At 71.4% G+C, this 25,825-nt stretch carries 24 protein-coding genes and 2 pseudogenes; 9 read left to right on the forward strand and 17 right to left on the reverse strand.

The features are described from left to right. Nucleotides 1–39 precede the first annotated feature (39 nt). The 5 genes from sigJ to RMN56_RS30120 form a co-directional block, all read right to left on the reverse strand. Nucleotides 40–900, reverse strand: a complete 861-nt coding sequence (gene sigJ / locus RMN56_RS30095; RefSeq protein ID WP_313721242.1) for an RNA polymerase sigma factor SigJ — start codon at nt 898–900, stop codon at nt 40–42. A gap of 396 nt (nt 901–1,296) precedes the next feature. Next, nucleotides 1,297–2,205, reverse strand: coding sequence for a hypothetical protein (locus tag RMN56_RS30105; protein WP_313721244.1), 909 nt, complete (start codon nt 2,203–2,205; stop codon nt 1,297–1,299). Between the two features lie 115 nt (nt 2,206–2,320). Then, complete coding sequence (locus RMN56_RS30110) at nt 2,321–4,006, reverse strand: ABC transporter ATP-binding protein (protein WP_313724891.1); 1,686 nt, start codon at nt 4,004–4,006, stop codon at nt 2,321–2,323. Nucleotides 4,007–4,047: 41 nt separating this feature from the next. Then, nucleotides 4,048–5,871, reverse strand: coding sequence for an ABC transporter ATP-binding protein (locus tag RMN56_RS30115; protein WP_313721245.1), 1,824 nt, complete (start codon nt 5,869–5,871; stop codon nt 4,048–4,050). 117 nt (nt 5,872–5,988) lie between these two features. Then, nucleotides 5,989–6,114, reverse strand: a complete 126-nt coding sequence (locus RMN56_RS30120; RefSeq protein WP_313721246.1) for a hypothetical protein — start codon at nt 6,112–6,114, stop codon at nt 5,989–5,991. Nucleotides 6,115–6,218: 104 nt separating this feature from the next. On the opposite strand from RMN56_RS30120, the gene RMN56_RS30125 reads away from it, so the two are divergent. From RMN56_RS30125 to RMN56_RS30135, 3 genes and pseudogenes are all read left to right on the forward strand, one after another. After that, nucleotides 6,219–6,629, forward strand: coding sequence for a hypothetical protein (locus RMN56_RS30125; protein WP_313721247.1), 411 nt, complete (start codon nt 6,219–6,221; stop codon nt 6,627–6,629). Nucleotides 6,630–6,940: 311 nt separating this feature from the next. Next, nucleotides 6,941–7,471, forward strand: a complete 531-nt coding sequence (locus tag RMN56_RS30130; RefSeq protein WP_313721249.1) for a hypothetical protein — start codon at nt 6,941–6,943, stop codon at nt 7,469–7,471. An 887-nt stretch (nt 7,472–8,358) separates the two neighbouring features. Continuing rightward, nucleotides 8,359–8,921 (forward strand): annotated as a pseudogene (locus RMN56_RS30135) (transposase); the annotation flags it as partial. 21 nt (nt 8,922–8,942) lie between these two features. On the opposite strand, the gene RMN56_RS30140 reads toward RMN56_RS30135, so the two are convergent. The 4 genes from RMN56_RS30140 to RMN56_RS30155 form a co-directional block, all read right to left on the reverse strand. Beyond that, on the reverse strand, nt 8,943–9,566 hold the full coding sequence (locus RMN56_RS30140; RefSeq protein WP_313721251.1) for a DJ-1/PfpI family protein: 624 nt from the start codon (nt 9,564–9,566) through the stop codon (nt 8,943–8,945). A 3-nt stretch (nt 9,567–9,569) separates the two neighbouring features. After that, nucleotides 9,570–9,839, reverse strand: coding sequence for a helix-turn-helix domain-containing protein (locus tag RMN56_RS30145; protein ID WP_313721252.1), 270 nt, complete (start codon nt 9,837–9,839; stop codon nt 9,570–9,572). A 232-nt stretch (nt 9,840–10,071) separates the two neighbouring features. Next, complete coding sequence (locus RMN56_RS30150; RefSeq protein ID WP_313721253.1) at nt 10,072–10,497, reverse strand: hypothetical protein; 426 nt, start codon at nt 10,495–10,497, stop codon at nt 10,072–10,074. A gap of 73 nt (nt 10,498–10,570) precedes the next feature. Beyond that, on the reverse strand, nt 10,571–12,073 hold the full coding sequence (locus RMN56_RS30155) for an MFS transporter (protein WP_313721254.1): 1,503 nt from the start codon (nt 12,071–12,073) through the stop codon (nt 10,571–10,573). 54 nt (nt 12,074–12,127) lie between these two features. Between RMN56_RS30155 and RMN56_RS30160 the strand changes: the two genes are divergently transcribed. From RMN56_RS30160 to RMN56_RS30175, 3 genes and pseudogenes are all read left to right on the forward strand, one after another. Next, nucleotides 12,128–12,760: a TetR/AcrR family transcriptional regulator gene (locus tag RMN56_RS30160; protein ID WP_313721255.1), complete on the forward strand. Its 633-nt coding sequence runs from the start codon at nt 12,128–12,130 to the stop codon at nt 12,758–12,760. 476 nt (nt 12,761–13,236) lie between these two features. After that, nucleotides 13,237–13,546 (forward strand): annotated as a pseudogene (locus RMN56_RS32905) (IS982 family transposase); the annotation flags it as partial. A 119-nt stretch (nt 13,547–13,665) separates the two neighbouring features. Further along, nucleotides 13,666–14,163 carry a GNAT family N-acetyltransferase gene (locus RMN56_RS30175; RefSeq protein WP_313721256.1) on the forward strand — a complete coding sequence of 166 codons (498 nt, stop codon included), beginning with the start codon at nt 13,666–13,668 and terminating at the stop codon, nt 14,161–14,163. 48 nt (nt 14,164–14,211) lie between these two features. Here the strand turns inward: RMN56_RS30175 and RMN56_RS30180 are convergent, their stop codons facing one another. Next, nucleotides 14,212–14,898: a DUF2306 domain-containing protein gene (locus RMN56_RS30180; RefSeq protein WP_313721257.1), complete on the reverse strand. Its 687-nt coding sequence runs from the start codon at nt 14,896–14,898 to the stop codon at nt 14,212–14,214. A gap of 150 nt (nt 14,899–15,048) precedes the next feature. Here RMN56_RS30180 and RMN56_RS30185 point away from each other — a divergent pair, with 150 nt between their 5' ends. Both RMN56_RS30185 and RMN56_RS30190 read left to right on the forward strand, forming a co-directional pair. After that, nucleotides 15,049–15,753: a TetR/AcrR family transcriptional regulator gene (locus tag RMN56_RS30185; protein WP_313721258.1), complete on the forward strand. Its 705-nt coding sequence runs from the start codon at nt 15,049–15,051 to the stop codon at nt 15,751–15,753. Nucleotides 15,754–15,774: 21 nt separating this feature from the next. Beyond that, nucleotides 15,775–16,788 (forward strand): LysR family transcriptional regulator, encoded by a 1,014-nt coding sequence (locus tag RMN56_RS30190; RefSeq protein WP_313721259.1) that lies wholly within the window; start codon nt 15,775–15,777, stop codon nt 16,786–16,788. Here RMN56_RS30190 and RMN56_RS30195 read toward each other — a convergent pair. From RMN56_RS30195 to RMN56_RS30215, 5 genes are read right to left on the reverse strand one after another with little or no spacing between them, the layout of a single operon-like run. Continuing rightward, nucleotides 16,671–17,453 (reverse strand): serine hydrolase, encoded by a 783-nt coding sequence (locus RMN56_RS30195; RefSeq protein ID WP_313721260.1) that lies wholly within the window; start codon nt 17,451–17,453, stop codon nt 16,671–16,673. The two genes, RMN56_RS30190 and RMN56_RS30195, sit on opposite strands and share 118 nt — an antisense overlap. Then, nucleotides 17,450–19,072 carry an N-acyl-D-amino-acid deacylase family protein gene (locus RMN56_RS30200; protein ID WP_313721261.1) on the reverse strand — a complete coding sequence of 541 codons (1,623 nt, stop codon included), beginning with the start codon at nt 19,070–19,072 and terminating at the stop codon, nt 17,450–17,452. Before RMN56_RS30200 ends, RMN56_RS30195 begins: the two co-directional genes overlap by 4 nt. After that, the gene (locus RMN56_RS30205) at nt 19,072–19,824 is read right to left on the reverse strand and encodes an amino acid ABC transporter ATP-binding protein (RefSeq protein WP_313724892.1); all 753 of its coding nucleotides are present in this window, start codon (nt 19,822–19,824) and stop codon (nt 19,072–19,074) included. The genes RMN56_RS30200 and RMN56_RS30205 overlap by 1 nt, the downstream gene beginning before the upstream one ends. Nucleotides 19,825–19,832: 8 nt before the next feature. Beyond that, nucleotides 19,833–20,783: an amino acid ABC transporter permease gene (locus RMN56_RS30210; RefSeq protein WP_313721262.1), complete on the reverse strand. Its 951-nt coding sequence runs from the start codon at nt 20,781–20,783 to the stop codon at nt 19,833–19,835. Next, nucleotides 20,780–21,667, reverse strand: coding sequence for an ABC transporter substrate-binding protein (locus RMN56_RS30215; RefSeq protein ID WP_313721263.1), 888 nt, complete (start codon nt 21,665–21,667; stop codon nt 20,780–20,782). The genes RMN56_RS30210 and RMN56_RS30215 overlap by 4 nt, the downstream gene beginning before the upstream one ends. Nucleotides 21,668–22,058: 391 nt before the next feature. On the opposite strand from RMN56_RS30215, the gene RMN56_RS30220 reads away from it, so the two are divergent. Further along, a complete protein-coding gene (locus RMN56_RS30220) occupies nt 22,059–23,441 on the forward strand; it encodes an FAD-binding protein (RefSeq protein ID WP_313721264.1) in 1,383 nt (460 codons plus the stop codon). Nucleotides 23,442–23,747: 306 nt separating this feature from the next. Here the strand turns inward: RMN56_RS30220 and RMN56_RS30225 are convergent, their stop codons facing one another. Next, a complete protein-coding gene (locus RMN56_RS30225) occupies nt 23,748–24,608 on the reverse strand; it encodes a class I SAM-dependent methyltransferase (protein WP_313721265.1) in 861 nt (286 codons plus the stop codon). A 59-nt stretch (nt 24,609–24,667) separates the two neighbouring features. Beyond that, a complete protein-coding gene (locus RMN56_RS30230; RefSeq protein ID WP_313724893.1) occupies nt 24,668–25,744 on the reverse strand; it encodes a CapA family protein in 1,077 nt (358 codons plus the stop codon). Nucleotides 25,745–25,825: the final 81 nt, after the last annotated feature.

The following is a 25,825-nucleotide window of genomic DNA, read 5'->3' on the forward strand; positions in this document are numbered from 1 at the left end:
CGAGGCAGCGGCGCGGCGAGTGAGCTGCTGTGAGCCCCGTCACAGCCCGCCGATGGCGGTGAGCTTCTCGGGGTTGCTGATCAGGTGGATCTCCCGGGCGCGCCCCTCGACGAGGTGCAGCACGACGACCACCACCGGCGTTTCGGTGGAGTAGATGACGATGCCGGGGCCGCCGTTGACCTCGGTCATGACAACGCGCGGCGACTCGGGCATGCGCCCGGCGAACGTGACTAGCGCCCGCGCCACCAGCTCGATTCCGTCGATCGCCTTGCGGGGCGCAGGTGCCAGGCCGCCGCCGTCGCAGACCAACCTGACGTCGGGTGCGAGCACCTCCATCAGGGCGGTCAGGTCGCCGCCGGCACTGGCCGACATGAACGACTCGGTCACCTTGCGCCGCGTCGCCTGATCGGTGTCGTAGCGCCGGCGGTGTCTGCTCACGTGCTGGCGTGCACGCACCGCCGTCTGGCGTACCGATTCCGGGCTTCGCTCGACGATCTCGGCGATTTCGTTGTGGGAGTAGCCGAACGCCTCGTGCAGCACGAAGACCGCCCGCTCGAGCGGCGACAACGACTCCAGGATGAGCAGCACGGCCAGGGACACCGACTCGGCCCTGGCCACATCGTCGGCGACATCGGGCGCGGTGAGGATCGGCTCGGGCAGCCACGGCCCGACGTACGCCTCGCGTCGGGCGGCGGCGCTGCGCAACCGGTCGATGGCCAGCCGAGTGGTCACCCGGACCAGGAAGCCCTCCGGGTCGTCGACCTGCCCGATGTCGACGGCGCTCCACCGCAGCCAGGCGTCCTGCACCACGTCCTCGGTGTCGCTGGCGCGACCCAGCACACGGTAGGCGACGGCCATCAGCAGTGAGCGATGCGCGGCGAAGACCGTCTCGTGCTGCACCTACCCAGGATACGGAACTGCCGTTCCGCCTTCGCACCACTCAACTGCTGTCGCTAGCCAAATGCCAGTCGTGTTTGTCGTGAACGGCGATCATGGGTATGGGGTCGGCTTCGCCCCTCGGGCGCCAAACGAAGAACCACCAAACGACGCCGTACCGCCTGGGTGCCACCTAGCTTGATCTTCAACCTGTGCGTCGCGGGCCCGCAGCCATGCTGGCGTCATCCGGGTGATCGACCACCCACACCTGAACCGTGACCCAACCACGAGCCTTGACGGGGTCGTCTGCTGAAGTGGACGAGACGGCAGTTGATCGACGGAACCGGTGGCGGACCAGGCTAGGTTCGCAGTGGCGGGACGTGCCCGCCCGGTGCGGGCCGTGGCAGAGATGCCGCGGCCTTAGCGTGCGGCGCCGCCCGGTCGACCTGGGCCGGTCCCGGAGGGCCGGTGACCGACGCGTGGAGCCCGTATCACTGGGGAGTTGCCAGATGCCGGGCGGAAACTCCGTGCCGCGCCGGCCACCGTATCGTCGGGATCGCGCTCGAGGGCCCGCCGGATGTGCGGCGGGATGACCTCGGATTTTGCCATCGCCAGTCGGACCTGCACCGAACGGTCGTCAACCAGGCGTTCCAGATCGGCCTCGTCCAGCTGGACCGTGCGGACCAGCGCGGCACGGACGTCGACCACGGGGTCCTGGGCAAGCGCGCTGCGCTGCTCGGCGGTGGTCCGGGGGTTGCGGGCGACCCCCTTGCGTACGCGTGCGGTGCGATCGGCCATCAGAGCGGTGATCACGTCGGGGTCGTGGGTGTGGGTGGCGAGTCGTTCCCGTACCTCGGGTGAGACGTCGTCGATCAGGCTGGCGGCCAGATCGGGCTCCAACTCTCGCATCTCCGCGAGGAGGCCACGAAGCTCCTTGTCGGGTGCCTCTGACATCACCCGGCGAACCGACTCGTCGCAAGCCGGGTTGCCGGCGACCGCCCAGCGGACCCACCGGTCGGCGTCTTTGACGAGACGCAAGAGGTTGGCGACCGAGGTCGAAGGGTTTCTTGCCACGGCCTCCCGGACCTGACGATCATGGTCCCGAGTCAGCGGTCGCAGTGCCTGCGCGGGTGCGTCGGCCCGGGCCGCGACCGCCTTACGGACCACAGCCGACGGGTCGGACGCTAAGTCGATGAGGGTCGTCTGTGGCGTTGCGGGGTCCTGCGCGATGGCGAGCCGCGCGTCGACGCTCCCACCGATCGCACGGTGGGCGGTGGTACCTGACGCGCTGTGACGATCAGGCCCGCCGACGTCCTGCTGCTTCCCCATGGGCGCAATCATGTCACGGACTGACTGGGGCAGCGCGAGCCTGACCAGCGCGTTGACGATGGCCGAAGCGTTACCTCACCGCGGCGCCCTTCGGTACGTCAGCTGCACGGACCTCTCAGCTGTGCCAGGAGCGCCAGAGGGAGGCGTAGGCGCCGTCGGCGCGGATGAGTTCGTCGTGGCTGCCGAGTTCGGTGATCCGGCCGTTCTCCATCACGGCGACCCGGTCGGCGTCGTGCGCGGTGTTGAGCCGGTGCGCGATCGCGATGACGGTCCGGCCGGTGAGCACGGCCGCCAGCGCGCGCTCGGTACGCCGGGCGGTGGTCGGATCGAGCGCGGCTGTCGCCTCGTCGAGGATCAGCGTGTGGGGGTCGGCGAGCACCAGCCGGGCCAGCGCGAGCTGCTGCGCATCGGCCGCCCCGAGTTGCCTGGCCCCGTCGCCGAGTTCCGTGTCGAGGCCGTGGGGCAGCTCGGCGTACCAGTCGGCGCCGACGGCGACCAGCGCGGCTCGCATCTGTTCGTCGGACGCGTCCGGCGCGGCGAAGGAGAGGTTGTCGCGCACAGAGCCGATGAAGACGTGGTGTTCCTGGGTGACCAGGGCGATCCGGCGGCGGCGCTCGGCGGGATCCAGGTCGGTGACCGGGCAGCCGCCGATGCTGACCACGCCCTGTCGCGGCGCGTCGATCCCGGCCAGCAGCCGGGCCAGGGTGGATTTCCCGGCACCCGACGGGCCGACGATAGCCAACCGCTCGCCGGGCCGTACCTCCAGGTCGATGCCGTGCAGGACGTCGTGGCCGTCGGTGTACGAGAATCGGGCGCCGCGCACGACGAGCCGCTCCCCGGGTGGCGCGGAAGCCTTGCCGGGCGGCTCCGGTGGCACCTGGCCGACGCCGAGCACGCGGGCGAATGACGCGAAGCCGCGCTGCGCCTGTTCGGTCCACTGCAGGATCCGGTCCAACGGCTCGATCGCCTGCTGAAGATAGAGCGCGGCGGCGACCACTTCACCGAGCGAGACCAGCCCCTTGGACATGAAGAAGCCGCCGACCAGCAGCACTGCGGCGATCGGCAACGGATAGCTGGCCTCCACCACCGTGTAGAACACGGTCCGCAGCGCGAGCGTCGCCCGTCGGGTGGCCCACACCCGGGCGATGCGCTCGGTGCCATGGACGATCCGATCGTCAGTGAGGCGCAGCGCCTCCACGGTGCGCGCGCCCTCGGCGGTGGTGGTCAGCGTCTCGGTCAGCTCCGCCGTGGCGGCGCCCTCGGCGAGGTAAGCGGCGCTGGCCCGCCGCAGGTACCAGCGGCTCGCCGCCCAGATCGGCGGCAGCCCGGCCAGCGCGACCAGGCCGAGCATGGGGTGCAGCAGGAAGATCGCCCCGAACAGCAGCGTCAGCTGCGCCGATGCGATGACGATGGTAGGCACGACGTCGCGGACGGTGGTCCCGGCCGTTGACACGTCGACGGAGCTGCGGGTGGCGAGGTCCCCGGAGCCGGCCCGCTCCACGACGCCGACGGGCAGGCCCAGCGTCGTGCGGATGAACTCCTCGCGCAGCCGGGCAACCGCCCGCTCCCCGAACCGGTGACCGGCGTACTGGGCGTACCGGGAGAGCAGCGCCTGCACCAGAACGCATCCGCCGATCGCCGCCGCCAAGCGGTCCACGGTGGCGACGCCCGCGCCGGCGGCAACCTGGTCGACGATGGTGCCAAGCAGCCACGGCGCGGCGAGTCCGGCGATCGCGGCGGCACCGTGCAACACCAGCACGACCAGGACCGCGCGCCGGTCCCGGCCGACGAGGTCCAGCATCTCCCGTCGGACCGCGGCCCAGTCCGCTACCGGCAGCCGGCTCACCGCAGCGCCCTCTTGGGCCCGGTGAAGTCTTCGACGTCGAGGGCGTCGCCGCCCCGGGCCACCAACTGCCGGTAGCCCCGGTCCTGTTCGAGCAGTTCGGCGTGCGTGCCGGTGGCGACGATCCGACCTTCGCTCAGATGCGCGACCGTGTCGGCGTGCCCGAGCAGCAACGGTGACGTAGCGAGCACGATGGTGGTCCGCCCGGCCCGCGCGACGCGCAGCCGCTCGGCGATCCGCGCCTCCGTGTGCGCGTCCACCGCCGACGTCGGGTCGATGAGGATCAGCACCTCAGGTTCGGCGAGCAGCGCCCGGGCCAGCCGTACCCGTTGGCGCTGGCCGCCGGAGAGTGTGCGGGCCCGGGTGTCGATCGGGGTGCCGAGCCCGTCGGGCAGCGCGTCGGCGACGTCCTCCGCCGACGCGATACGCAGGGCCGCCGTGATCCGGTGGTCAGCGCCTCCCTTCTGGGCGAGGGTGTCGCCGTTCCCTGCTCGGGCGCGGCCGTCGCCGTTCCCCGCCGGGCCGTCGGCGCTCGACGCCCGGCCACGCAGGATGTCCCGTAGGGTCCCGGCGAAGAGGTAGGAGTCGTGGTCGGCGACCAGGATCCGGGCGCGTACCTGGTCGAGTGCGATCTCGGTCAGCGGCACGCCGCCCCAGGTCACGTCGCTGACGACGTAGCGTCCGAGCCGGTCGGCCAGGGCGATGGCCTCGGCCGGGTCGTCGGCGGCGACGCCGATCAGCCGACCGTCGCGCACGGCCAGTCCGCAAGCGGGGTCGTACAGGTCTGCGGGCCGTACCGGCGCGGACCTGGCTAGCGGCCGGCGGGCACCGGGTACGTTTCCCGGCCCGCCCACGTCCTGCGGGGTCGTGCCGCCGACGTGGTCCGGGGTCAGGTTGAGCAGGGCGATGATGCGGCGGGCGGCGACGCGGCCCCGGATCACCCCGTAGCTTCCCTCGAGCAGGAACCAGACCGGCACGATGAGCGTCGCCACGTATCCGTAGACGGCGACCATTTGCCCGACCGTGATGTCGCCAGCGACCGCCATGCGGGCCGCGAGCCACACCACGGCCGCGAGGAACAGCCCCGGTATGGCGACCGTCAACGCGCCGATCCAGCTGTAGACGGCACCGACCCGATAGCCCTCGGCGAGCAGGTCCTGGGAGCGGGCGGCGTACCGGCGGGCGAACAGGCCGCGGCCGCCGACCCCGGCCAGCACCCGCAGCCCGGCCACGATGTCGCCGGCCCTGGTGGTGAGGACGCCCTGCTGGTGTCGGTAGACGGACTCCGCCCGTTCGAGGCGGCGCAGCAGCGGTCCGATGATCAGCGCGATCGCTGGCACGCCCAGCAGCACACACAGCGCCAGCAACGGAGAGACCGACCACAGCACGACGGCGATGACCGCGTACGCGATGACGGCACCAACGCCCGGGCCGGTCATGGTCAGCACCTGCGACGTGTAGCCGATGTCGGAGCCGCCGACCGTGGCGACCTCCCCCGCGGCGAGCCGGCGCGGCAGCACCGCGCCGATCCGAGACAACTGGCGCAGCAGGGCCGCCGCGGAGCGGGCTGTAGCGTCCTCCCGGACGAAGGTCATCGTGCGGTGCCGCATGATGCCCAGGTACGACAGCCCCACCCCGGCGACGACGATTGCCGCGACCCATAGCAGCAGGGCTCGGGTGTCGTGCGCGCGCAGTCCGTCGTCGACGGCGCGGGAGACGAGGTACGGCCGGACCGACAGCCCGATCATCCACGCCGTGCCGACCACGGTGCCTCGCAGCACCCGCCAGGGTTGGCAGCGAACCAGCCACCAGACGTACCGCATCGGCCCCCTCGTGTCCGGCACACCGGGCTCGGGATGCGGAATCTGTGGGGGCACCTGCCAAAACTACCGAGCGGGCTGGTGACGTACCCACCCAATATCCCCGGGTTCGGTCGTGCATCACCCCGCGCGGGCCGCACTGCTGCTGAGGCTGCGGTTGGCCACGAACCGCAGGCGCTCCAAGCCACCGTCGGTCAAGGCGTTGGCGACGTCCTGGTATTCCAGCCGGACTTCGTGATCCGGCATGCTGGCAGGCGGCAGAGCCGCGCAGGCCCACACGCGAGCGGCGCAGCCCGGCGACGTGACAGTCTCGTCAATGCGGATACGCGCGACAGGGAAGGTGCGACGGTATGACCGCTGACGAGATCGGCCGGCGCGACCCCGAGCCGCGGCAGGACCTGGTGCAGCGCTCGGCACCGTTCCTGCCCGTTGGCAGCGCGATCCGGCAGGTGTTCATCTGCCAGAGCGCGCCGAACTTCTGGTTCTTCGTCATCACTTATCTCACCGGCCTGACGATGTTCTGGAACAAGTACCGGTGCGTGGCGGTCACCCAGGACGCCATCTACGTGTTGGACAGCAGCAAGCTGTCCGGCGGCGCCAGACCACAGCGGCTGGCGGGCATGATGCCACGTCATACCCGACTTGGTCCGGTCTCCGGCCGGTGGGGGCAGGTGAACCTACTCGGCGAGCGTCATTGGGTTCACAAACGCTTCCACGACCAGATCGCTGCCGCAGACGAGGAGACCGGTTTCGCCCCATAGGTCACGACCTTGGATGGCGACCTGATGTCATGGTCTGACGCGGCCGACGCCCGACCCGGTCGCGCTGCCGACCGACCAGCCGTACTACATCAAGAGCCTGGCCAAGGACGGCGCAACCGAGTCGAAGCAGACGGACATCAGCAACATGCTGAAGGTCGACAACGCCGGACACTTCGCCCTGCTGGCCACCGGCACGGACCCGCATCAACACGCACGACTTCTACTACGACCAGGACAAGGGCGGCCGGCTTCGTGAACACGACCCAAATCTCCGGGGCACCGACACGTCAAACCGTTGTATATAGAGTGCGATGATCGCAGAGCGCGAGGTTCACAATCTAGATTGGACAGTCCGCTTGAGAACTATTGCCGATCGACTGCGCCACAAGCTGAACCGGACCGTGAGGCGCGGTGCGGTGCTCGTCGCGGCCGCCATGGTCGCCGTGTTCGGCCTGCCGTCGGCAGCCATGGCCGAGGACAACTACTACAAGACGTGTGAGTACGACTATGCGAGTTGCCAGACCGGCGTGGCGGCCGGGCTCGTGGAAGGCCAGTGCATGACGGCGAGCTTGAGTTACGGGTCCACGTCGGTCTGCGTCGACTACGACGGCGACTACGTCTACGTCAGGGATGGCAGGGCCGACGGCTACGCCGCGATCGGCTACGTCGGCTCTGCCAACGGCGTCAGCGACCGCCTCTGCCGGAACAACCACGGCTACGGCACCTGGGTCAGGTGCAACTTCGACTGGGTCGAGGCAGGCTCGCACTCCGCGTCCGGCGGCTATCTGGAGCAGTACTACATCATGGACCTCAGCTACCTCTGGTCCTGGTCCGGCAAGTAGCGGCCGGGTAGGCCCGCGTCGGCTCGGGCCGGCGCCGCCGCCGGCTGGCTGACTGCTTGTGGGTGAGATCCCCGAGACCTGACGGTGCCGGCGAAGCCTCCTGGTGAATCCCGCGGCGACACCACAGATTCGCCAGGAGGCTTCCTTGCGCGTGGATCGGGCTGACGGTCAGCCAATCATCAACCGCCGCTGAACAACGTTCACGGCCGCACCCTGGTCGCACCGGCAGGCGGGCGGTCCTCCCGATTTCCGAGGGAGCGAGATGAGAAGACCCCTGGCCCTGGTCAGCGCCGCGTCGTGCTGGCCGCCGCCGCGCTGACCGGCGGCGCGGCGCAGGCTGCACCTGCGGCGCCCGCTGCGGACCGCACCGTCGGCACCGCCCGGACACCGGCCACCCCGGGCCCCGAGGCGACCCCGCCGCCTGTCCAACGGGCCAAGCCGTTCCGGGCGGTGTCACCGCCCGCAGATGGGCCGCGTGCCAAGGCCGCCCCGCCGGACTTCGGCCCTGGCGAGAAGATTCTCGCGGCGTACCACCGGGGCAGCTGTCGGGTGACGACGCGGTGCGGCACGGGCTGGCCGCGCTGCTTGCGCTCGGCACGGTGCCGGCCCACCTGGGGCCGAGGGGCGCGATCCGCGACCCGCAGCGCTACCTGACCTACCTGTCCATGCCTGGCCGCCAGCGCGCGCCCGGAGGTGGCCCGACCCATCGCGCCCGACGTCACCGCACCCGCCGCCGCGACGGGCTACGACGACTGCGCCGCCGAGCCGTGCGAGTATCTCGACGTCACCTGCCGGTGCCGGGCCGGCGCGGGCGAGTTCCTCATCCTCTACAACGTCGCCTCCGGCAGCCAGCCGGGTGTCCCGGCGGCGCCCGGCCGGCCCGCAAGATGCGTCCCGAGGCCCGTTGGTTGCGGTTCGTTCCCGGGCATCCGCCGGGGGCGTTCCCGTACCTGCCGGGGCAGTCCGGTTACAACAAGCGGTTGCGGGCTGCGTTGCCGCTGCTCAAGCGGGCAATCCGGGCGGTTGCCGCGGACACCGACCTGTGGTCGGATGCGACCTGGGTGGTGGACTCGACACCGGTGGAATGCGGCCGGTCGAGGCCGACGGTGAAAAGGTCCGGGCGGGGTGGGCCGGGTACGGCTACTGCGCCTCGCACTCCAGGTTCTTCTGGGGTTTGCGCCTGCATCTGATCTGTACCCCGTCCGGTCTGCCGGTCGCCTGGGCGCAGGTGTTGACCGCGGTCCTCGAACATGACCCGGACCTTGTCACCGATCGTCCGGGTCTGCTGATCGTGGCGGACAAGGGTTACGTCTCGGCCGAGTTGGATCGGTGGCTGGCCGAGCGTGGGGTGCGGTTGCTGCGACGGTCGTACCGCAACCGCACCCCACGCCAGGACGAGCACCTGTTGGAACCGATCCGCCAGCTCATCGAGTCGGTGAACGACACGTTGTAGGCCCAGTCCTCAAGGTCGTCAGAAGATCAGGCTCAGCGCGGCCTCCCGCCGGGCGGCCGGCGCGGTGTGCGGATTGCCGGCATCGAACGGTGGCTGAGGGTCGTACTCGATGGCGAGCTGCACGGTCCGTGCTGTTTCCGCGTCCTGCGCCTCGGCGAGGAGGATCAGCGCCATGTCGATGCCGGAGGAAACTCCGGCCGCTGTGACGATCTTGCCGTCGATCACCACGCGTTGCTTGATGTGTTCGGCGCCCACGGCTGGCAGCCGGTCAGCCCAGCCCCAGTGGCTGGTCGCCTTCTGCCCGGCCAGCACGCCGGCTGCGCCGAGGACGAACGAGCCGCTGCACACCGAGGTAGTCCACCTGGTGTGCTGATGCGCGGCGCGGATCCAGGAAAGCAGCTTCTCGTCGCCCGCAGCGGCGACGGTTCCGGGACCACCGGGGACCAGGAGCACATCCGGCCGGGGCAGGTCCTCGAAGGAGGCGGTGGCGGTGATCGACAGGCCACCTTTGTCGTCGATGACCGGGCCGGGTGTGGCGGCTACGAAAGTGACCGTCCAGCCCGGCGCGAAGGCCAGGACTGTGTAGGGGCCGACCGCGTCCAGGGCGGTGAAGCGAGGGTAGAGAGGGATGGCGACCTGCATGGGTCAGTTCTCCTTTGTGTGAAAGCGGCGGCGGTAGTCGCCTGGTGAGATCCGCCAGTGCCGGCGGAAGACGCGGTAGAGGGTTTCCGGCGCACCGAGCCCGGACTGTCTCGCGATGCGGTCGAGCGGGTAGCCAGTGGTTTCCAGCAGCCGGCGAGCGGCGTCGGCGCGGCTGCGCTCGACGTACCGGCCGGGCGACATGCCGGTCTGGTCGGTGAAAATTCGGGAGAAGTGGCGCTCGCTCATCCCGACTCGCCGGGCCAGTGCAGGCACTCAGGTCGTCGGCGGGGTGGGTGGGCGCCGATGAACGCCTGCAGCTCCCGCAGCGGCTCTGTGCGCGGTGTGCCTACCTGCATCGGCGTGCTGAACTGGTCGCCCGCCCGGCCGGTGCAAATACACCACCAGTCCACGGGCCACTTTCCGGGCCAGCGCGTGGCCGTGGTCTTCAGTCACCAGGGCGAGGCAGAGATCGATCCCGGCGGTGACGGGGCCGTTGTGTGGCGGCTCAGAGCAGTTGCGCCCGCACGAAGCCGAAGAGTAGGACGGTGAAACCGCCGGTCTCGGCAACGATTAGCGCGATCATGAATGGCGTGGTGCCACGGACCCGGTCACGAAACTGGTTGTCGGTGTCACGGCGCCAGCCGTGATAGACGTACGTGCCGATGGCGGCCATGAAGAACAGCACGATCGCCCCGGCGGACAGCAGGTTCATGATCGCGTTCCAGCCGCTGAACTGGACGAACGTGGCGACCAGCAGGGTCGCGAACGAGTAGAGCAGCGCGGCACGATGCGCCATATCGACGTACGGATGAGCCACGTGGTCCCTGGACCCGGCCATCTGCCGGTATTTCCACATCCCCAGCACCAACGCCCACAGGAAGATCAGCCCAGCCGCCAGCAGCACGACTTTGGTGTCGGCCCCCAAGTCCATCTGTATTTCTCCCATCGCTCCCGGCACTGCGGCGCAGGTCGGATCCGTGAATCAGTCTCTGTGTCTGGTGGTTTCAGTGGGCGTGTGGGAGCCGGCTGTTCGCCGGCTTGCCTGGTGGGACCAGTGCCAGAACGAGGACGGCTGCCGCGGCGGCCGCGATGGCCGTCGCGGTGTAGGCGTCGGTGAACCCGCCGATGGAGGGCACGCTGGTGAGCCCGGCTGCGGCGAGGGAGGAGGCCATCGCGACGCCGATGGCGCCGCCGAACTCGTGGAAGGTGTTGATCACACCGGAGGCGAGCCCTTCCTCTCCATGATCGACGTGGGCCAGCGCGGAGGTGGTGGCGGTGACGAAGACCGGGCCGACTCCGACCGCGGCGATGACGATCCCGGGCAACAGCTCGGTGTAGACGCTGCCGTCCACGGAAAGCCGCGTGAGCAGTCCGGTGCCGGCTGCCACGAGCGCGAGGCCGGCGGCGGCGACTGGCCGGGTCCCGATGCTGCCGACGAGGCGGCCAGCCAGGTGCGCCCCGATCCCGGTGGCCAGCGCGGCGGGCAGGAACAACAGCCCCGTCTCCAGTGCGCCGAGGTGGCGTAGGTGCTGCAGGAAGAGCGACCCAAGGAAGAACAGCGAGATCAGCAGACCAGAGCCGACGAGCATCAGGAATGCGCCGGCGGCCACCGGGCGGCGGGCCAGCATGCCTACCTGCATGAGCGGGGAACGCGCTGTCCGTTCGATGCCGGCGAACACCCCGTACAGCAGGGCGGCAGCGGCCAGCGGCACCAGAGTTGCGGAGGCGCCCCAGCCGTGATCCCCGGCGGTGACGAGCGCGTAGATGAGCGAGCCGGTGGCGGCGGTCACGGCCAGCGCTCCGGAAATGTCGATACGCCGCTGGTCGCGGTGCGGTCGGAGGACGGCGGGGACGGTCGCCGGGAGGGACGCCAGCACGGCGACGCCGACCGGCACGTTGACGAAGAACGCCCATCGCCAGCCGGGACCGGCGGTGAGGATCCCGCCGAACAGCACCCCGGCCGCGAAGCCAATGCCGCCGAGCCCCGCCCAGATGCCGAGCGCCTTGTTGCGCTCGGTGCCGTGGAAGGTCGTGGTGACGGTCGACAGCGCCGCGGGTGACAGCAGGGCTGCCCCGATGCCTTGTGTGATGCGTCCGCCGATGAGCAGCACCTCGTTCTGGGCGAGTCCGGTGCCCAGCGAGGCGAGGGTGAAGACCGCCAGGCCGATCAGCATCATCCTGCGGGCTCCGAACAGGTCGGCGAGCCGGCCGCCGAGCAGCATCAGCCCGCCGAAGAACAGGGTGTAGGCGGTGATCGCCCAGGTGAGCGCGGTGCGGTCGAGCCGCAGATCAGCGCCGATCTCGGGCAGAGCGACGTTCACCACCGTCACGTCGAGGATCAACATGAACTGGGCAACGCTGATCAGCGCGAGCGCCGCCCAGCGGCGCGGATGTGCCGAGGTCTCGGGCTTCGGCGGGCAGTGCAGCGCATGCGAGGGGTGGGCCATGTGCACTCCGTTTTGGCGGTTGGAGGGATGGGCGATGACGCCGGCGACCCGCTGGCGCAAGTCGTACAGGCCTGTTCGGCTTGAACATACTCCGTGAGGGCAATAAGTCAAACAGTGCTGTTCGACTACGTCTATGCTGTGGACATGGCGCACACCGCAGAGCACGGGGCCCGAAAGGCTGGGACGCGCAAGAGGGCCGACGCCGAACGCAACATCGCGGCGATCATCACCGCCGCCGCGGACTCTCTCGCCCGGGACCCGGACGCCAGCATGACCGACATCGCCAAGGCCGCCGGTCTGGGCCGGGTCACCCTGTACGCGCATTTCCCGTCCAGGGAGGACTTGCTGAGGAGTGTGCTCGCACAGACGATCGCCGAGAGCACCGGAATCATCGAGGCCGTTTCACCTGATGAAGGGCAGGCCGCTGAGGCGTTCGCCCGGATGATCCGTTCCTGCTGGCCGCTGCTCAGCCGGTTCGGCAGCCTGCACGCCGCCGCGCAGCGCGCCCTGCCTGCCGGCGAAGTACGCCGCCGCCACGATCAGCCCATGGCCTATGTCGAACGGATCATCGCCCGCGGACGGGCGGAGGGGGCCTTTCGCACCGACCTGCCGGTGGAGTGGCTGGTCACCACCGTTTACACACTGCTGCACGCGGCCGCCGACGAGGCCGCCGCCGGACGACTGGCCACGGACGCTGCTGGCGAGATCCTCGAAAAGACCCTGCTGGCCGCGCTGAAGCCCGAGTAGGAACATTCAGGTCGCAAGCCCTCAGCCGCGAACACTCGAGCGGCGCAGTCGGCCATGTCGCCGTCGCCCGGTGTGCGAGCCCCTACCGGACCGAGAGGCCGACATGCGGGCAGCCGCTGAGGCGATCGAAGCCTGCACGTCGTCGGGAATGCCAGCGAGTTGCTGTTCTCGGCGACGGTCGGCGTGCCGGTTCAGCGCCACCCAAAACGAGTCGCCACCGAGGACGTCCAGGTCGACCAGCAGGTCGGGCGCATCGGCGTCCGCCACCCCGCCAGTCGCCGACCCGGCTCTAACACAAGCCGGCGGACGGCTCGGCATGTCGTAGCAGGTATCGCATCAGCGTCGGTGACACCGGCTGCCACCGCACCGTCTCGCCCTTCTCTCCCAGGAGGATCAGGCACAGATCTGGGTCCAGGTCGATCGGCCGCAGCGCCAGCGCTCCGCGCCGACGGCACGCCGTCTCGGTCTGCAGCCGCAGTAGCAAGGGGTACGTCTCGGCCGAGTTGGATCGGTGGCTGGCCGCGCCTGGGGTGCGGTTGCTGCGACCGTCGTACCGCAACCGCACCCACGCCCGGACGAGCACCTGTTGAAGCCGATCCGCCAGCTCGTCGAGTCGGTGAACGACACGTTGAAGGGCCAACTCGACCTTGAGCTTCACGGCGGCCGGAGTATCGAGGGGTCGCCGTCCGGGTCACGCAGCGACTCCTCGCGGCGACCGCCGCTATCTGGCACAACCGGACCACCGGCCAACCCGTGACCAGGTCCCTGATCGCCTACGACCACTAACCCGACTTCGGACTTACTCGTCTAGCCGTTCCGGCAGGGGAGGCCTCGCGAAGCCCAGCGATCGGCCGCCGGCGCCTCGTGGATCATTCCGCACCCCTGAGGTTGTAGCCTCGGCCCCTATGAGCTGGCTGCCGGACGACTTCGTCCACCCCGTGCACGTGCCCGTGCCCAACACCACGCTTCACCTGCGGCCGATCCGGGAGGCCGACACCGCGCTCGACTACCCCGCCGTGATGGGCTCCCGGGAGCGCCTGTGGGAGATCTTCGGCCCGGCGTGGGCCTGGCCCCCGGCGACGATGACCTACGAAGAGGACCGCATCGACCTGCTGCGGCACGAGAAGGAGATCGCCGCGCACCAGTCGTTCAACTACGCGCTGCTGGACGAGAAGGAGACGGCGATCCTCGGCTGCGTCTACATCGACCCGCCCGAGCGCACCGGCTCCGACGGCGAGGTCTCCTGGTGGGTGGTGGACGACCTCGTCGGCAGCGAGGCCGAGCGCGCGCTCGACGCGCTGGTGCCGCGGTGGATCGCCGCCGACTGGCCCTTCCGGCAGCCCCGTTACCTGGGCCGCGACATCACCTGGCAGGACTGGCTGGCGCTGCCGCGCGCCTCGTGACACCTCCCCGGCGGGGCCCGGATCGCGTCAGGACACCTCGTGTTCCCGTCACTGGCTGGCAACAACGCCGGCAGGAGTGTCGGCGAGGAGCTGGATCCTCCGGGCCGGCCTGGCCGGCCGCCTGCGCAACGCCCATTCGACGACGGCCAGGTTGATCACCCAGCCGGCGAGCATCATCAGCACCCGGCCGATCCCGCTCGGCTGGCCGACCAGCAGCATCCAGGGCAGGTGGGTCAGGACCTGCGTGCCCGCGCCGAGACCGATGGCGTAGCCGCGGGCCATCCAGGCCCGGTGGCGGGGGATGTCCCGACGCAGGATGGCGGCGAGGCCGAGGACGATGCAGCAGAGCATCGCCGTGCCGAAGACGAGCCGGATCGGGGTCACCAGCACGTGGTCGATCGGCGGGCGGGGATAGAACAGCGTCATCCACAGGCCCGACAGGGCGGCGGCGATCCCGCAGGGGACGAGCAACCGGCCGGCGAGGCGGTGCCAGCCGGGCCGGCGGCGGCGGAAGCCGGGGGCGAATTGGAACGCGCCGAGGAAGCAGTACACGCTGGCGCCGATGATGTGCACCAGCACGGGTGCCGGTGAGGCGAAGAACCGGGCGTTGTCCGGGGTGACCGTCGCACCGCCGCTGAGTTCGGCGGCCCGGGCGGCGCCGGCGATCACGGGAACGGCGCTGAGCATGATCAGGCCGGCGGGGACCAGCCACTCTCGCTTGGCTGAGGGGGTCATGGCACATCCATTCGTGCTGGTCATCCGCCCGGCCGGCCACCTCGCCACCGCCCGAAGGTGTACGGCGTACACCTGACGTCAGAGTAAGGTGTACGGCGTACACCGTCAAGAGGCGATACCGTTTGGCGACGCTTCACGGAAGGGCGACGGATGGCTCAGCAACAGGTGGACGGCGCACGCCGCGCTCCCCTCAGCCGGGACCGGGTGCTGCACGCCGCCGTCGCGCTCGCGGACCACGCCGGCGTCGACTCCGTGAGCATGCGCAACCTCGCCCAGGAGCTGGGCGTCGTACCGATGGCGCTCTACAAGCACGTGGCGAACAAGGAGGAACTCCTCGACGGCATGGTCGACGTCGTCGTCGGCGAGATCGACCCGCCCGCCGACGGCGCCGACTGGAAATCGGCGATCCGGCAGCGCATCCTGTCGGCCCGACGTGCCCTGGAGCGCCACCCCTGGTCGTCGCGCGTCATCGAGTCCCGCCCGAAGCCCACTCCGGTCGTGCTGGACTACCTGAACTCGATCGTGGGCATGTTCCGGGCCGGCGGCTTCTCCGTCGACCTCACCCACCACGTGATGCACGCTCTCGGCAGCAGGGTGTGGGGGTTCACCCAGGAACTCTTCCCCGCCTCACCGCTGCCCGAGGACCCGGAGACGCAGGCGGCCGGGTTCCGCGAACTGGCCAGCAGGTATCCCCACATCGCCGAGATAGCGATGGCCGCCGCCCACGACGACGAGTCAGTCGTCGGCCAGGGCTGCGACGACGAGTACGAGTTCCAGTTCGCGCTCGACCTCCTGCTCGACGGATTCGACAACCTCCACCGGCAGGGATGGACATCCCGCGGCACGGGATCCTGACGCAGGGAGGCAACCCCGCCGATGTTCAACACCGCACGCCTGCAGGTCATCCTGGAGATCGCCCGCCACGGCACCATCGTCGCCGCCGCGGAGCGGCTTCAGCTGAGCCCGTCCGCGGTGTCCCACCAGCTCGCCGCCTTGGAGCAGGAGGCCGGGGTCGCGCTGGTGGACCGGGGGCCGCGCAGCCTGCGGCTCACGGTCGCGGGCCAGCGCCTGGCGGACTACGCGCAGCAGATCGCCGACCTGATGTCGGCGGCCCGCGACGAGCTGGCCGCACACGGAGAGGGCCGTCAGGGGCTGCTGCGGATCGGGTTCTTCGCCACCGCCGGGACCGAACTGCTGCCGCGCGCGCTGTCGAGCTTCACCCGGGACCATCCGCAGGTCGAGCTGGCGCTGATCCTGGGGCAGCCGCACGAGCTGCTCCCCCGCCTCCACCAGGGTGAGCTGGACCTGGTGGTGGTCTTCGACCATCCGCTGAGCCCGGCGCAGGCATCGCCGTACGCGACGGTCGAGCCACTGATGGTGGACCCCCAGCTGGTGGTGCTCCCCGAGGACCATCCGCATGCCGGCCGGCGGCGGCTTCGGCTCGCCGACCTAGCCGCCGAACCGTGGATCACCACACTCGGCGTGCCGGGCGAGGTGTCGGTGCTGGAGCTGGCAGCGCGGGCGGAGGGCTTCACGCCGAGGATCCGCTGCCGCAGTGACCATTACGAGGTGGTGCTGGGCCTGGTTCGGGCCGGTGTCGGTGTGGCGCTGGTGCCGTCGCTCGGCCTGCGTAACCCCGGCGGCGTGGCGGTGCGGCAGCTCGCGCACGCCAAGCTGTACCGGGACATCGGCGTGGCGCTGCGTCCCGGCAACCCCAACCCGGTGGTCGGCAGGTTCGTCGAGCGGCTGAGCGACGCGGCGTCGACGCTCAGTCAGGAGTTGTCGCAACGGTGGTCTCCGGCGAGCCGGTCGACCGCCGTACCCCAGCGGCGCAGCTCGGACACGGCAGCCCGCTCCGCCCCGGGCGGGAACGCGGCGACCACCGCGTAGACGACGGTGTGCCGGCCGGACACGATCCCGGTGTCGGCGCGTACCCCGGTGTCGGTGCCGGTCTTGTTCTCCACCCGGACGCCGTCGCCCGACCACGGGTCGTGGCCGATCGAGTCGGCGACCATCGTGCGGTCGGTGTTCCCGGCGAGCCAGCCGCGCAGCAGCCGGCACGCCTGGGGGCTCTCCCAGGTCCCCGTCGCCACCTCGGTGAGGAAGGCGCAGAGTTCGCGGGCGGTGCCGGTGGCGAAGGTCTCCGGTACGCCGGGGCCGCGCTCGGCCCGGATCCGGTCGTGCACGGTGGTGTCCCGCAGCCCGCTGCGGCGGGCCAGGTCCCGCACGGCCTCCAGGGACACCAGCCGCAGCAGGGCGTTGGTGGCGGCGTTGTCGCTGACCGTGGCGACCGCGGTGGCCAGGTCGGCGACCGCCCACCACCGGGGCGACAGCTGGCCGAGCAGGCCGGTGCCGCCGACCTCGCGGTCCGCGTCGAGCAGCTCGACCGGCTGGTCCGCGGTGAGCGTCCGGTCGGCGAGCCGCCGGGCCACCTCGCCGAGGAGCAGCACCTTGCCGACGCTGGCCAGCGGCAGGACCAGGTCGGGGTCGGTCGAGAGGGTGCGGCCGTCGTCCAGCCGCCGCACCATCGCCGCGACCCGCACCGCCGGGCTCATCGCCGCCCCGGCATGGCGCGCTGCCGATCCGGTACGGCGAGCACCCGGCCCGGCCGCGCATCGGTGACCGCACCGCCGTCCACGACGACCCGGCCGCCGACCAGCACGCACCGCACCCCGTGCGGCGGCGCCAGGGGTTCGTCGTACGTGGCGCCGTCGGCGACCCGCGACGGGTCGAGGACCACCAGGTCCGCGGCGTACCCGTCGGCGAGCAGCCCGCGGTCCCGCAGGCCGAAGCGGCGGGCGGGCATCGCGGTCATCTTGTGCACCGCCTCCGCCAGCTCCAGCAGTCCCACCTCGCGAACGTAGTGGCCGAGCACCCGGGCGAAGCTGCCCGCCCACCGCGGGTGGGGACGGCCCCCCTTCGGTACGCCGTCGGAGCACAGCATGGTCAGCGGGCTGGCCAGCACTCGGCGTACGTCGTCCTCGTGCATGGAGTGGCTGAGGATCGTGACGTCGCCGTGCTCGGCGGCGAGCAGGTCGCAGGCGTAGTCGACGGGGTCGACGCCGCACGCGGCGGCCAGGTCGGCGATGGTGTGCCCCTGGGCGTCGGGGTTGTTCGGGGCGGATGCCACGCGGATCAGGTCCCAGCCGCCGTTGCCGACGGTGTTCTCCCAGCCCGTCACCCCGGCGACCAGATCGTGGCGGATCCGGTCGCGGACCGCCGGCTCGGCGGCGGCGGCGAGCATCGCTGGCACCCCGTCGGCGATCAGCCACGGCGGCAGCATGGCGTGCAGGGCCGTGCTGCCCGCCGTGTACGGGTAGACGTCGCAGGTGACGTCCAGCCCGTCGGCGCGCGCCTGCTCGAGTCGGGCGAGGGTGCTGACGGTGGCGCCCCAGGCGCGCCGGCCCGCGGTCTTGTGGTGGGAGACCTGCAGCGCCGACCCGGCCGCGGTGGCGATCTCGATGGCCTCCTCGAGCGCGGACTCGACCTGGGACATCTCGTCACGCAGGTGCGTCACGTACGGCTTGCCGTGTGCGGCCACGACCCGGGCCAGCGCGATGACCTCGTCGGTGCCGGCGTTGACGCCCGGGGAGTAGATCAGGCCGGTCGACAGGCCGGCCGCGCCCGCGGTGAGCGCCTCGTCGAGCAGGTGGCACATCCGCCCGATCTCGGCAGGGGTGGCCCGCCGCTGGGCGAAGCCGACGACCGCGGCGCGCAGCGTGCCGTGGCCGACGAGGGCGGCGAGATGGTTGCGCCGGGCCACGCCCTGCGCGTCGGCGAACTCGGCGAACGACCCGTACGCCGAGGCGGGTGGACCGAACGTCGCGGCGATCAACTCCCGCACCGGTTCGCCGCGCTGGGGCGGGACCGGGAAGGGGCTGATGCCGCAGTTGCCGCAGATCTCCGTGGTGACGCCCTGGAGCAGCGGCGCCCGACGTAGCACCTCCCGCTGCTCGTCCTCCCCCGCCAACAGGTCGGAGTGGGTGTGCACGTCGATGAAGCCGGGTGTGACGACCAGCCCGGTCGCGTCGATGACCTCGGCGGCGGGCGTGCCGCTGCCCGGGGGCAGCAGCACGAGCCGCCCGTCGCGGACGCCCACGTCGGCGGGGCGGGACAGCGAGCCGCTGCCGTCGAGCACGTCCCCGCCGGTGACCAGCAGGTCCAGCCGGGCCATCAGAGCACCTTGGACAGGAAGGCGCGGGTACGGTCGTGCCGCGGCGCGGCGAGCACCTCCCGGGGTGGGCCCTGCTCGACGATCAGGCCCTCGTCCATGAAGACGAGGTCGTCGCCGACCTCCCGGGCGAAGCCCATCTCGTGGGTCACCACGATCATGGTCATGCCGCTCGCCGCGAGGTCCTTCATCACCTCCAGCACCTCGCCGACCAGTTCCGGGTCCAGCGCCGAGGTCGGCTCGTCGAAGAGCATCAGCTTCGGCGACATGGCCAGCGAGCGGGCGATGGCCACGCGCTGCTGCTGGCCGCCGGAGAGCTGCGCCGGGTAGTGGTGGGCGCGGTCGGCCAGTCCGACCCGGTCGAGCAGGTCGGCGGCGCGCCGCCGCGCGTCGGCGGCCGGGACGCCCTTCACCGCGACCAGGCCCTCCATCACGTTCTCCAGCGCGGTGCGGTGCGGGAACAGGTGGAAGCGCTGGAAGACCATGCCGATCGACTCGCGCTGGCGGCGCAGCCGCGCGTCCGGCAGTGGCCGCAGCCGGCCGCCGCGCTCGGAGTATCCGATCAGCTCGCCGTCGACGTAGACCCGGCCCGCCTGCGGCTCCTCCAGGTGGTTGAGGCAACGCAGCAGGGTGGACTTGCCGGAGCCGGACGGGCCGACCACGCAGACCACCCGGCCGCGTTCGATGGTCAGGTCGATGCCGCGCAGCACCTCCAGCCGCCCGAAGCTCTTGCGCAGGGCGCGGCACCGCACCATCGGCGGGGTCACCGCGCGCTCCCGGTGAAGCGCAGGTTGCGGGCGATCCGCCCGCGCAGGGCTCCCGGCACCGTGGCGCCGAAGCCGCGGCTGAACCGGCGCTCCAGGTAGTACTGGCCGATGCTGGCGACGGTGGTCAGGACCAGGTACCACAGCGACGCGACGATCAGCAGGGCGATCACCTCGAAGTTGGTCAGGTAGAGCCGCTGGGCGACGGTGAGCAGGTCGGCGCCGGCGATCACCGAGACCAGCGAGGTGGTCTTGAGCATGGAGATGAACTGGTTGCCGGTCGGCGGGACGATGATCCGCATCGCCTGGGGCAGCACCACACGCTTCATGATCTTCAGGCGGGACATGCCCAACGCCGCCGCGGCCTCCTGCTGGCCCGGGTCGACCGCGCGCAGGCCGGCCCGAACGATCTCGCTCATGTAGGCGCCCTCGTTGATGCTGAGCCCGAGCAGCGCCGCGACGAATCCGGTGACCAACGTGTTCGTCTCCCAGGTCACCAGCTTCGGACCATCGAACGGCACGCCCAGCCCGACCTCGGGGAAGATCAGCGCGATGTTGAACCAGAAGATCAGCTGCACCAGCAGCGGCGTGCCGCGGAAGAACCACACGTAAGCCATGGCGCCGGCGCGCAGGATGCGGCTGTCGGAGACCTGCATCAGCGCCACGATGACCCCGAGCACCACACCGATCGCCATGGACGCGACCGTGAGCTGGACGGTGACCCAGAGCCCTTCCAAGATGACCCGGTCGAACTGGTACTTGACGACAATGTCCCAGTGCAGGTTCGGGTTGATCGCGATGGTCCAGGCCAACCAGGCCAGGATCAGGGCGATTACCCCGGCGGCCAGCCAGCGACCCGGTCGCAGCGGGTGGCTGATCCGGTTCGCCTCCGGTCCGGCGGGCCCGGCCGAGGCCGGGCCCGTGACGGTCGCATCCACCGGGGTGCTCACTTCTGGTCGTTGACCGTCGCGGTCTGCACACCGCTGGCCTGCACGCCCCACTTCTCGAGGATCTTGGCGTAGTCGCCCGCCTCGATCAGCTCCTGCAGGGCCCGCTGGACGGCGTCGCGCAGCTGGCTGTCCTTCTTGTCGATCGCGATGCCCCACGGGCCGGCCTCGTACTGGGCCTCCAGCACCTCGTACTTGCCGCTCTGCTGGGCCAGCATCTTGGCCACCGGGTAGTCGACGATGGTGGCCACCGCGCGCCCGGCGTCGATCTGCAGCAGGCCGGTCGGGGCGTCCTCGCTCTGCGAGATGGTCATCTTCTTGGCGCACGAGGTGTTCTGCTTCTCGCCGATGGCGAGGTTGGAGCTGCCCTTGGCGAGCACCACCGCGCGGCCGCACAGGTCCGCCAGGTCCTTCACCCCGGCCGGGTTGCCCTTCGCCACCATGATGGCGCCGCCGGCCTGGAAGTAGTCGACGAAGTCGACGGCCTTGCGGCGCTCCTCGGTGTCGCTCATCGAGGACATCGCGAGGTCCCACCGGTCGGCCTGCAGACCTGGGATCAGGCCGGGGAAGCTGGCGTTGGTCATCTCCAGCTTCAGGCCGAGCCGTCCGGCGATCGCCGCCGCCAGCTCCGGGTCGACGCCGGTCAGGTCCTGGGTCCCCTCCTTGTACATCTCCATCGGCGGGTAGCCCTCGGCGGTGGCGACCCGCAGGACGCCCTTCTCCTTGAGAGCGGCCGGGACCAGGTCGGCCGCCTTGGCGTCGGCGGCGACCGAGGCGGAGGCACCGGCCTGCGGCGTCTGGCCGCTGGTCGAGCGCCCGCAGCCGGTGACGGCGAGCGAGAGTGCGGCGAGACCGACGACGATGCGAAGCGCACGCTTCCTGACCACCGGAAACCTCCTGGCTGAGACGATGGCGGGGACCCTATCCGGGATCGGTCAGCGTGAACAGCCCGAATGCTTTGCAGGGTGAGCGGTCGGATTTTCGATGCTCACCTGTGCAGGGCCAGGGCACTCGCGGCCTTCGCTTTGCACGACTTGAACGGGCGGCGGCTACTGACCGTTAGCCGACTGAGACGTCGGTCACGGAGTCGCCGGCGGAGCCCGAAGGTGGGGTCTGACCAGCGTTTTCACCAGACCGCAGGGCGGTCGGCGGACGGGTCGGAGCGGTGGCGCCGCTGACCGGAACTTCACTGTCAGCTAGCCGTCCGCTGATTCGCTTCCCTCACGGACACCACGTACCGCTCACTGGGAACACCCACTGAACGAAACGGAGTGAGCCGTGTCCACCACCAACCAGACCGGGCGGGCGGTCGTCCTCGGCGGCAGCATGGGCGGCCTGCTCGCCGCCCGGGTGCTCAGCGAGTCGTACGCGACGGTGACCGTCTTCGACCGGGACGAGCTGCCGGCCGAGGCCGCCGACCGCAAGGGTGTGCCGCAGAGCGGGCACGCGCACGGCCTGCTCGCCCGCGGCCGCCAGATCCTCGAGGAGCTGTTCCCCGGCCTGACCGGCGAGCTGACCGCCCACGGCGCCGTCCCCGTCGACATCCAGCGGGACTGCCTCTGGGTCAACGACGGCCACCGGATCCCCCGGGTCACCTCCGGGCTGGCCGGGCTCTGTGTGAGCCGGCGCGCCCTGGAGGCGTACGTCCGGGACCGGGTCCGGGCGCTGCCCAACGTCGAGATCCGGGACCGGTGCGAGGCGGTGGGGCTGCTCGCCGACGGCGGCACGGTGACCGGCGCGCGGATCCTGCCCCGCGGCGGCCGGGAGGAGCGCCACGACGCCGACCTCGTCGTGGACGCGACCGGCCGGGGCAACCGCGGCCCCACCTGGCTCGCCGAGCTGGGCTACCAGCCGCCCGCCGAGGAGCGGGTGGACCCGCGCACGGTGTACGTCTCGCGCGACTACCGCCGCGTCCCGGGCGAGACAAGCTTCGCCGCCGTGATCAGCAGCCCGTCGCCGGCCGCGCCGTACGGCGGGGTGGCCATCGCCGCGGAGGGTGACCGGTGGATGGTGACGCTGCTCGGCGTCGGCCCGGACCACGCCCCGCCGGTCGACGACGAGGGCTACCTCGCCTTCGCCGGGCGGCTGCCCGCGCCGGAGCTGCCCGCGCTGCTGCGCCGGGCCGAGCCGCTCGGCCCGCCGCAGCGGATGCGCCTGCCCGCCAGCGTGCGCCGCCGCTACGAGCGCCTCCCCCGCCTCCCGGAGGGGTTCATCGCGGTCGCGGACGCGGTGTGCAGCTTCAATCCGGCGTACGGGCAGGGCATGACGGTGGCCGCGGCGGAGGCGGTCGTGCTGCGTGACTGCCTGCGCCGGGGCCGGCGGGACCTGCCCCGCCGCTTCTTCACCGCGGCGGCGAAGGTGGTGGACGTGCCCTGGGACATGGCCGTCGGCGCCGACCTGCGCCACCCGGCCGTGGTGGGGCCGCGCAGCGCCCGGACGCGCTTCCTCAACGGGTACGTCGCCCGGCTGCACGTCGCCGCCGCGCGGCACCCCGCCGTCGGGCGGCGTTTCCTGAGCGTCGCCAACCTGATGACGCCGCCGCCGGGGCTGTTCGCGCCGGGGATCGTCGCCCGGGTGCTCTGGTCCGGCCGGCCGCCCGCCAACCCGGTGCCGGCCCACCGGCCGCTGGTCCCCGAGGTCGAGGAGTTGGTCGCCCGGTAGACCGTTCTCCGTGGGAGAGGACCCGTTGTCCCGGCGGCAGAAAAGGTCGCGCGACGGGGGCGCGCCGGCCGAAGCATCGGCCTGTTCCTGGACCTCGCCCTGCTGATCCGCGTCGTCGACGACGGGCCGCTGCGGCAGTACTCGGGCACCGGGCTGTACGCGTTGATGGTCTGGGCCGCCGACCCGCCACCCGCGCAGCCTGACCCCAACACCCCTGACCGATCGTGGTCACGGCACTAGCGGACCGAAGGAACGGACGGTCGAAGGCCGGCCCCCGCCATATGCCGGGGCCGACCTTCGTCGTACTCACTGCGCGGCGCGTACCGCCGAGACGAGTCCGCCCGCGCCCTCGTCCTGCTGCGGCGGGGTGAGCACCGGACGCCCGTAGGCCTCGGCGCGCTCACGCAGGGTGAAGGTCTCCGCTTCCCAGCCGAGGCCGCCTAGCCAGCCGACCGGGTCCTCCGGCATCTCCCAGACCCACATCGACGCTGCCGATCCCGAAGCGGCATCCCCGCGGAAGCGTTCGACCACACCGCGCGAGCCCAGTGTGAGGCCCATCCTGCTGCCTGCAGCGGACAGCGCGCCGACGCGTTCGAGCAGCGACTCCACTGCGTCCTCGGGTAGATAGATCAGCAGTCCCTCGGCGATCCACACCGTCGGCTGCCCCGGATCGTGCCCGGCCGCGGCCAGGGCGCCGGGCCAGTCCTCGCGTAGGTCGACCGGGACGGTGATCCGCTCGCAGCGCGCAACGGCACGCTCCTGACGCAGCACCGAGGCCTTGAAGCCAAGCGGTTCGGCCGTGTCGACCTCGAACAACCGCGTACCCGCGGGCCAGTTCATCCGGAAGGCCCTGCTGTCCATCCCGGCTCCGAGCAGCACGACCTGCCGGACGCCGGACGCGACCGCCCGATCCAGCAGGTCGTCCAGGAACTTCGTCCGGATGACGATCGAGAAGGCCACACCGAGCCAGCGGCGCCGCGCCGCCTCGTCCGCGCGCGGGGGCGGCGGCGTCCCGGGGCCCCTCCCACCGGCCGTGGCGAAGGCCAGCGCCAGCGGGTCCCGGAACAGCGGCTGCTCGCGTGCCGTCTCCATTGCCCTCACCCGGGCCACGCCCACGGCTGTGGCCCACACCCCGGACGGCTCGATCGGTCCCGCCGCATCAGTCACGCGTTCAGCCTAGCTAGGCGGCGTGTCACCCAACACCGTGAACGTTCGTGGTCACAGCACTAGCCGGGGCGCTTGGCGGCCAAGCCGGTGCACCGCTGGGCTGCGGCGAGCTTGTCGAGGATGCGCTGCTTCCCCACCCCGGTGGCCGGGATCGGCTGACCGCTGCCGGAGACCGTCGCCGGGACGAATCGGCTCTCGACCACCGTCCGGCCGCGGACGACCAGGTGCAGCACGCCCGAGTCCGTGCTGTGCGAATTGGCGTACCAGAGGAAGTTGCCCAGCCCGTAGTGCACGTAGGTCGCACCGAGCCAGCCGTCGGCCAGCAGCGTGTGCGCGTGGGTACCGACCACGATGTCGGCGCCGGCCTCGGACAACCTCCCGGCGAACGTCTTCATCTCCCCGCTGGGGCACGAACTGCCCTCGACGCCCCAGTGCATGAAGACGACGACCAGGTCGGCCCGCTCCCGCGCCGACCGCACCGCGGCGGTGGCCCGGGCGGTGTCGAAGGCCATCGCCACCCCCGATCGGTCGTCCGTCGCCCGCCACGACCCGGCCAGGTCGTGCACCTGGGACATGCCGAGCACCGCGATCCGCAGCCCCCGTACGGTGGTGAGCCAGGGCGCGTACGCCGAGTCGGCGTCGCGGCCCGCCCCGAACACCGGATACCGGGCGTCCGCGGCGGCGTCGAGGGTGTCGGCGAGCCCCTGCCGGCCGTAGTCGAGGATGTGGTTGTTGGCGATCGACACCGCGTCGACCCCGGCCGCGCGCAGCGCCGCGAAGGCGGTCTCCGGAGCTCGGAAGTGGTACTTCTTCGGCTGCGGGGTACCGCGGCCGGTCACCGCCGTCTCCAGGTTGACCAGGGTCACGTCGGCGTCGCGCAGCGTCGGCGCGATCGCCCCGAAGGCAGTCTGCGGATCGTCGAGCAGGCCCAGGGTGCGGCCGGTGAAGTGGACGTCGCCGGCGAAGGCCAGCCGCACCTCGACCGGTGCGCTCGGCCCCGGCGTCGCGGTGCCGGACGCCGTCGGACCGGCCGTGACGCCGTGCCAGGCCGGCGCCGGGCCGGTCGATCCGGCGGCGCATCCGGCCACCGCGACCGCCGTCACCGCCGCCAGCGAGGCACGCGCCGTCCTGCGCATCACGCGGGCGAGGCTACGCGCTCCGGACCGCGCCCGGTGTCCCGCGTCGGGGCCCGGCGATCAGCGGCAGCCGCGTGCGGG

Origin of the sequence: Micromonospora halotolerans, from assembly GCF_032108445.1 — a bacterium.
Classification (GTDB): Bacteria; Actinomycetota; Actinomycetes; order Mycobacteriales; family Micromonosporaceae; genus Micromonospora; species Micromonospora halotolerans.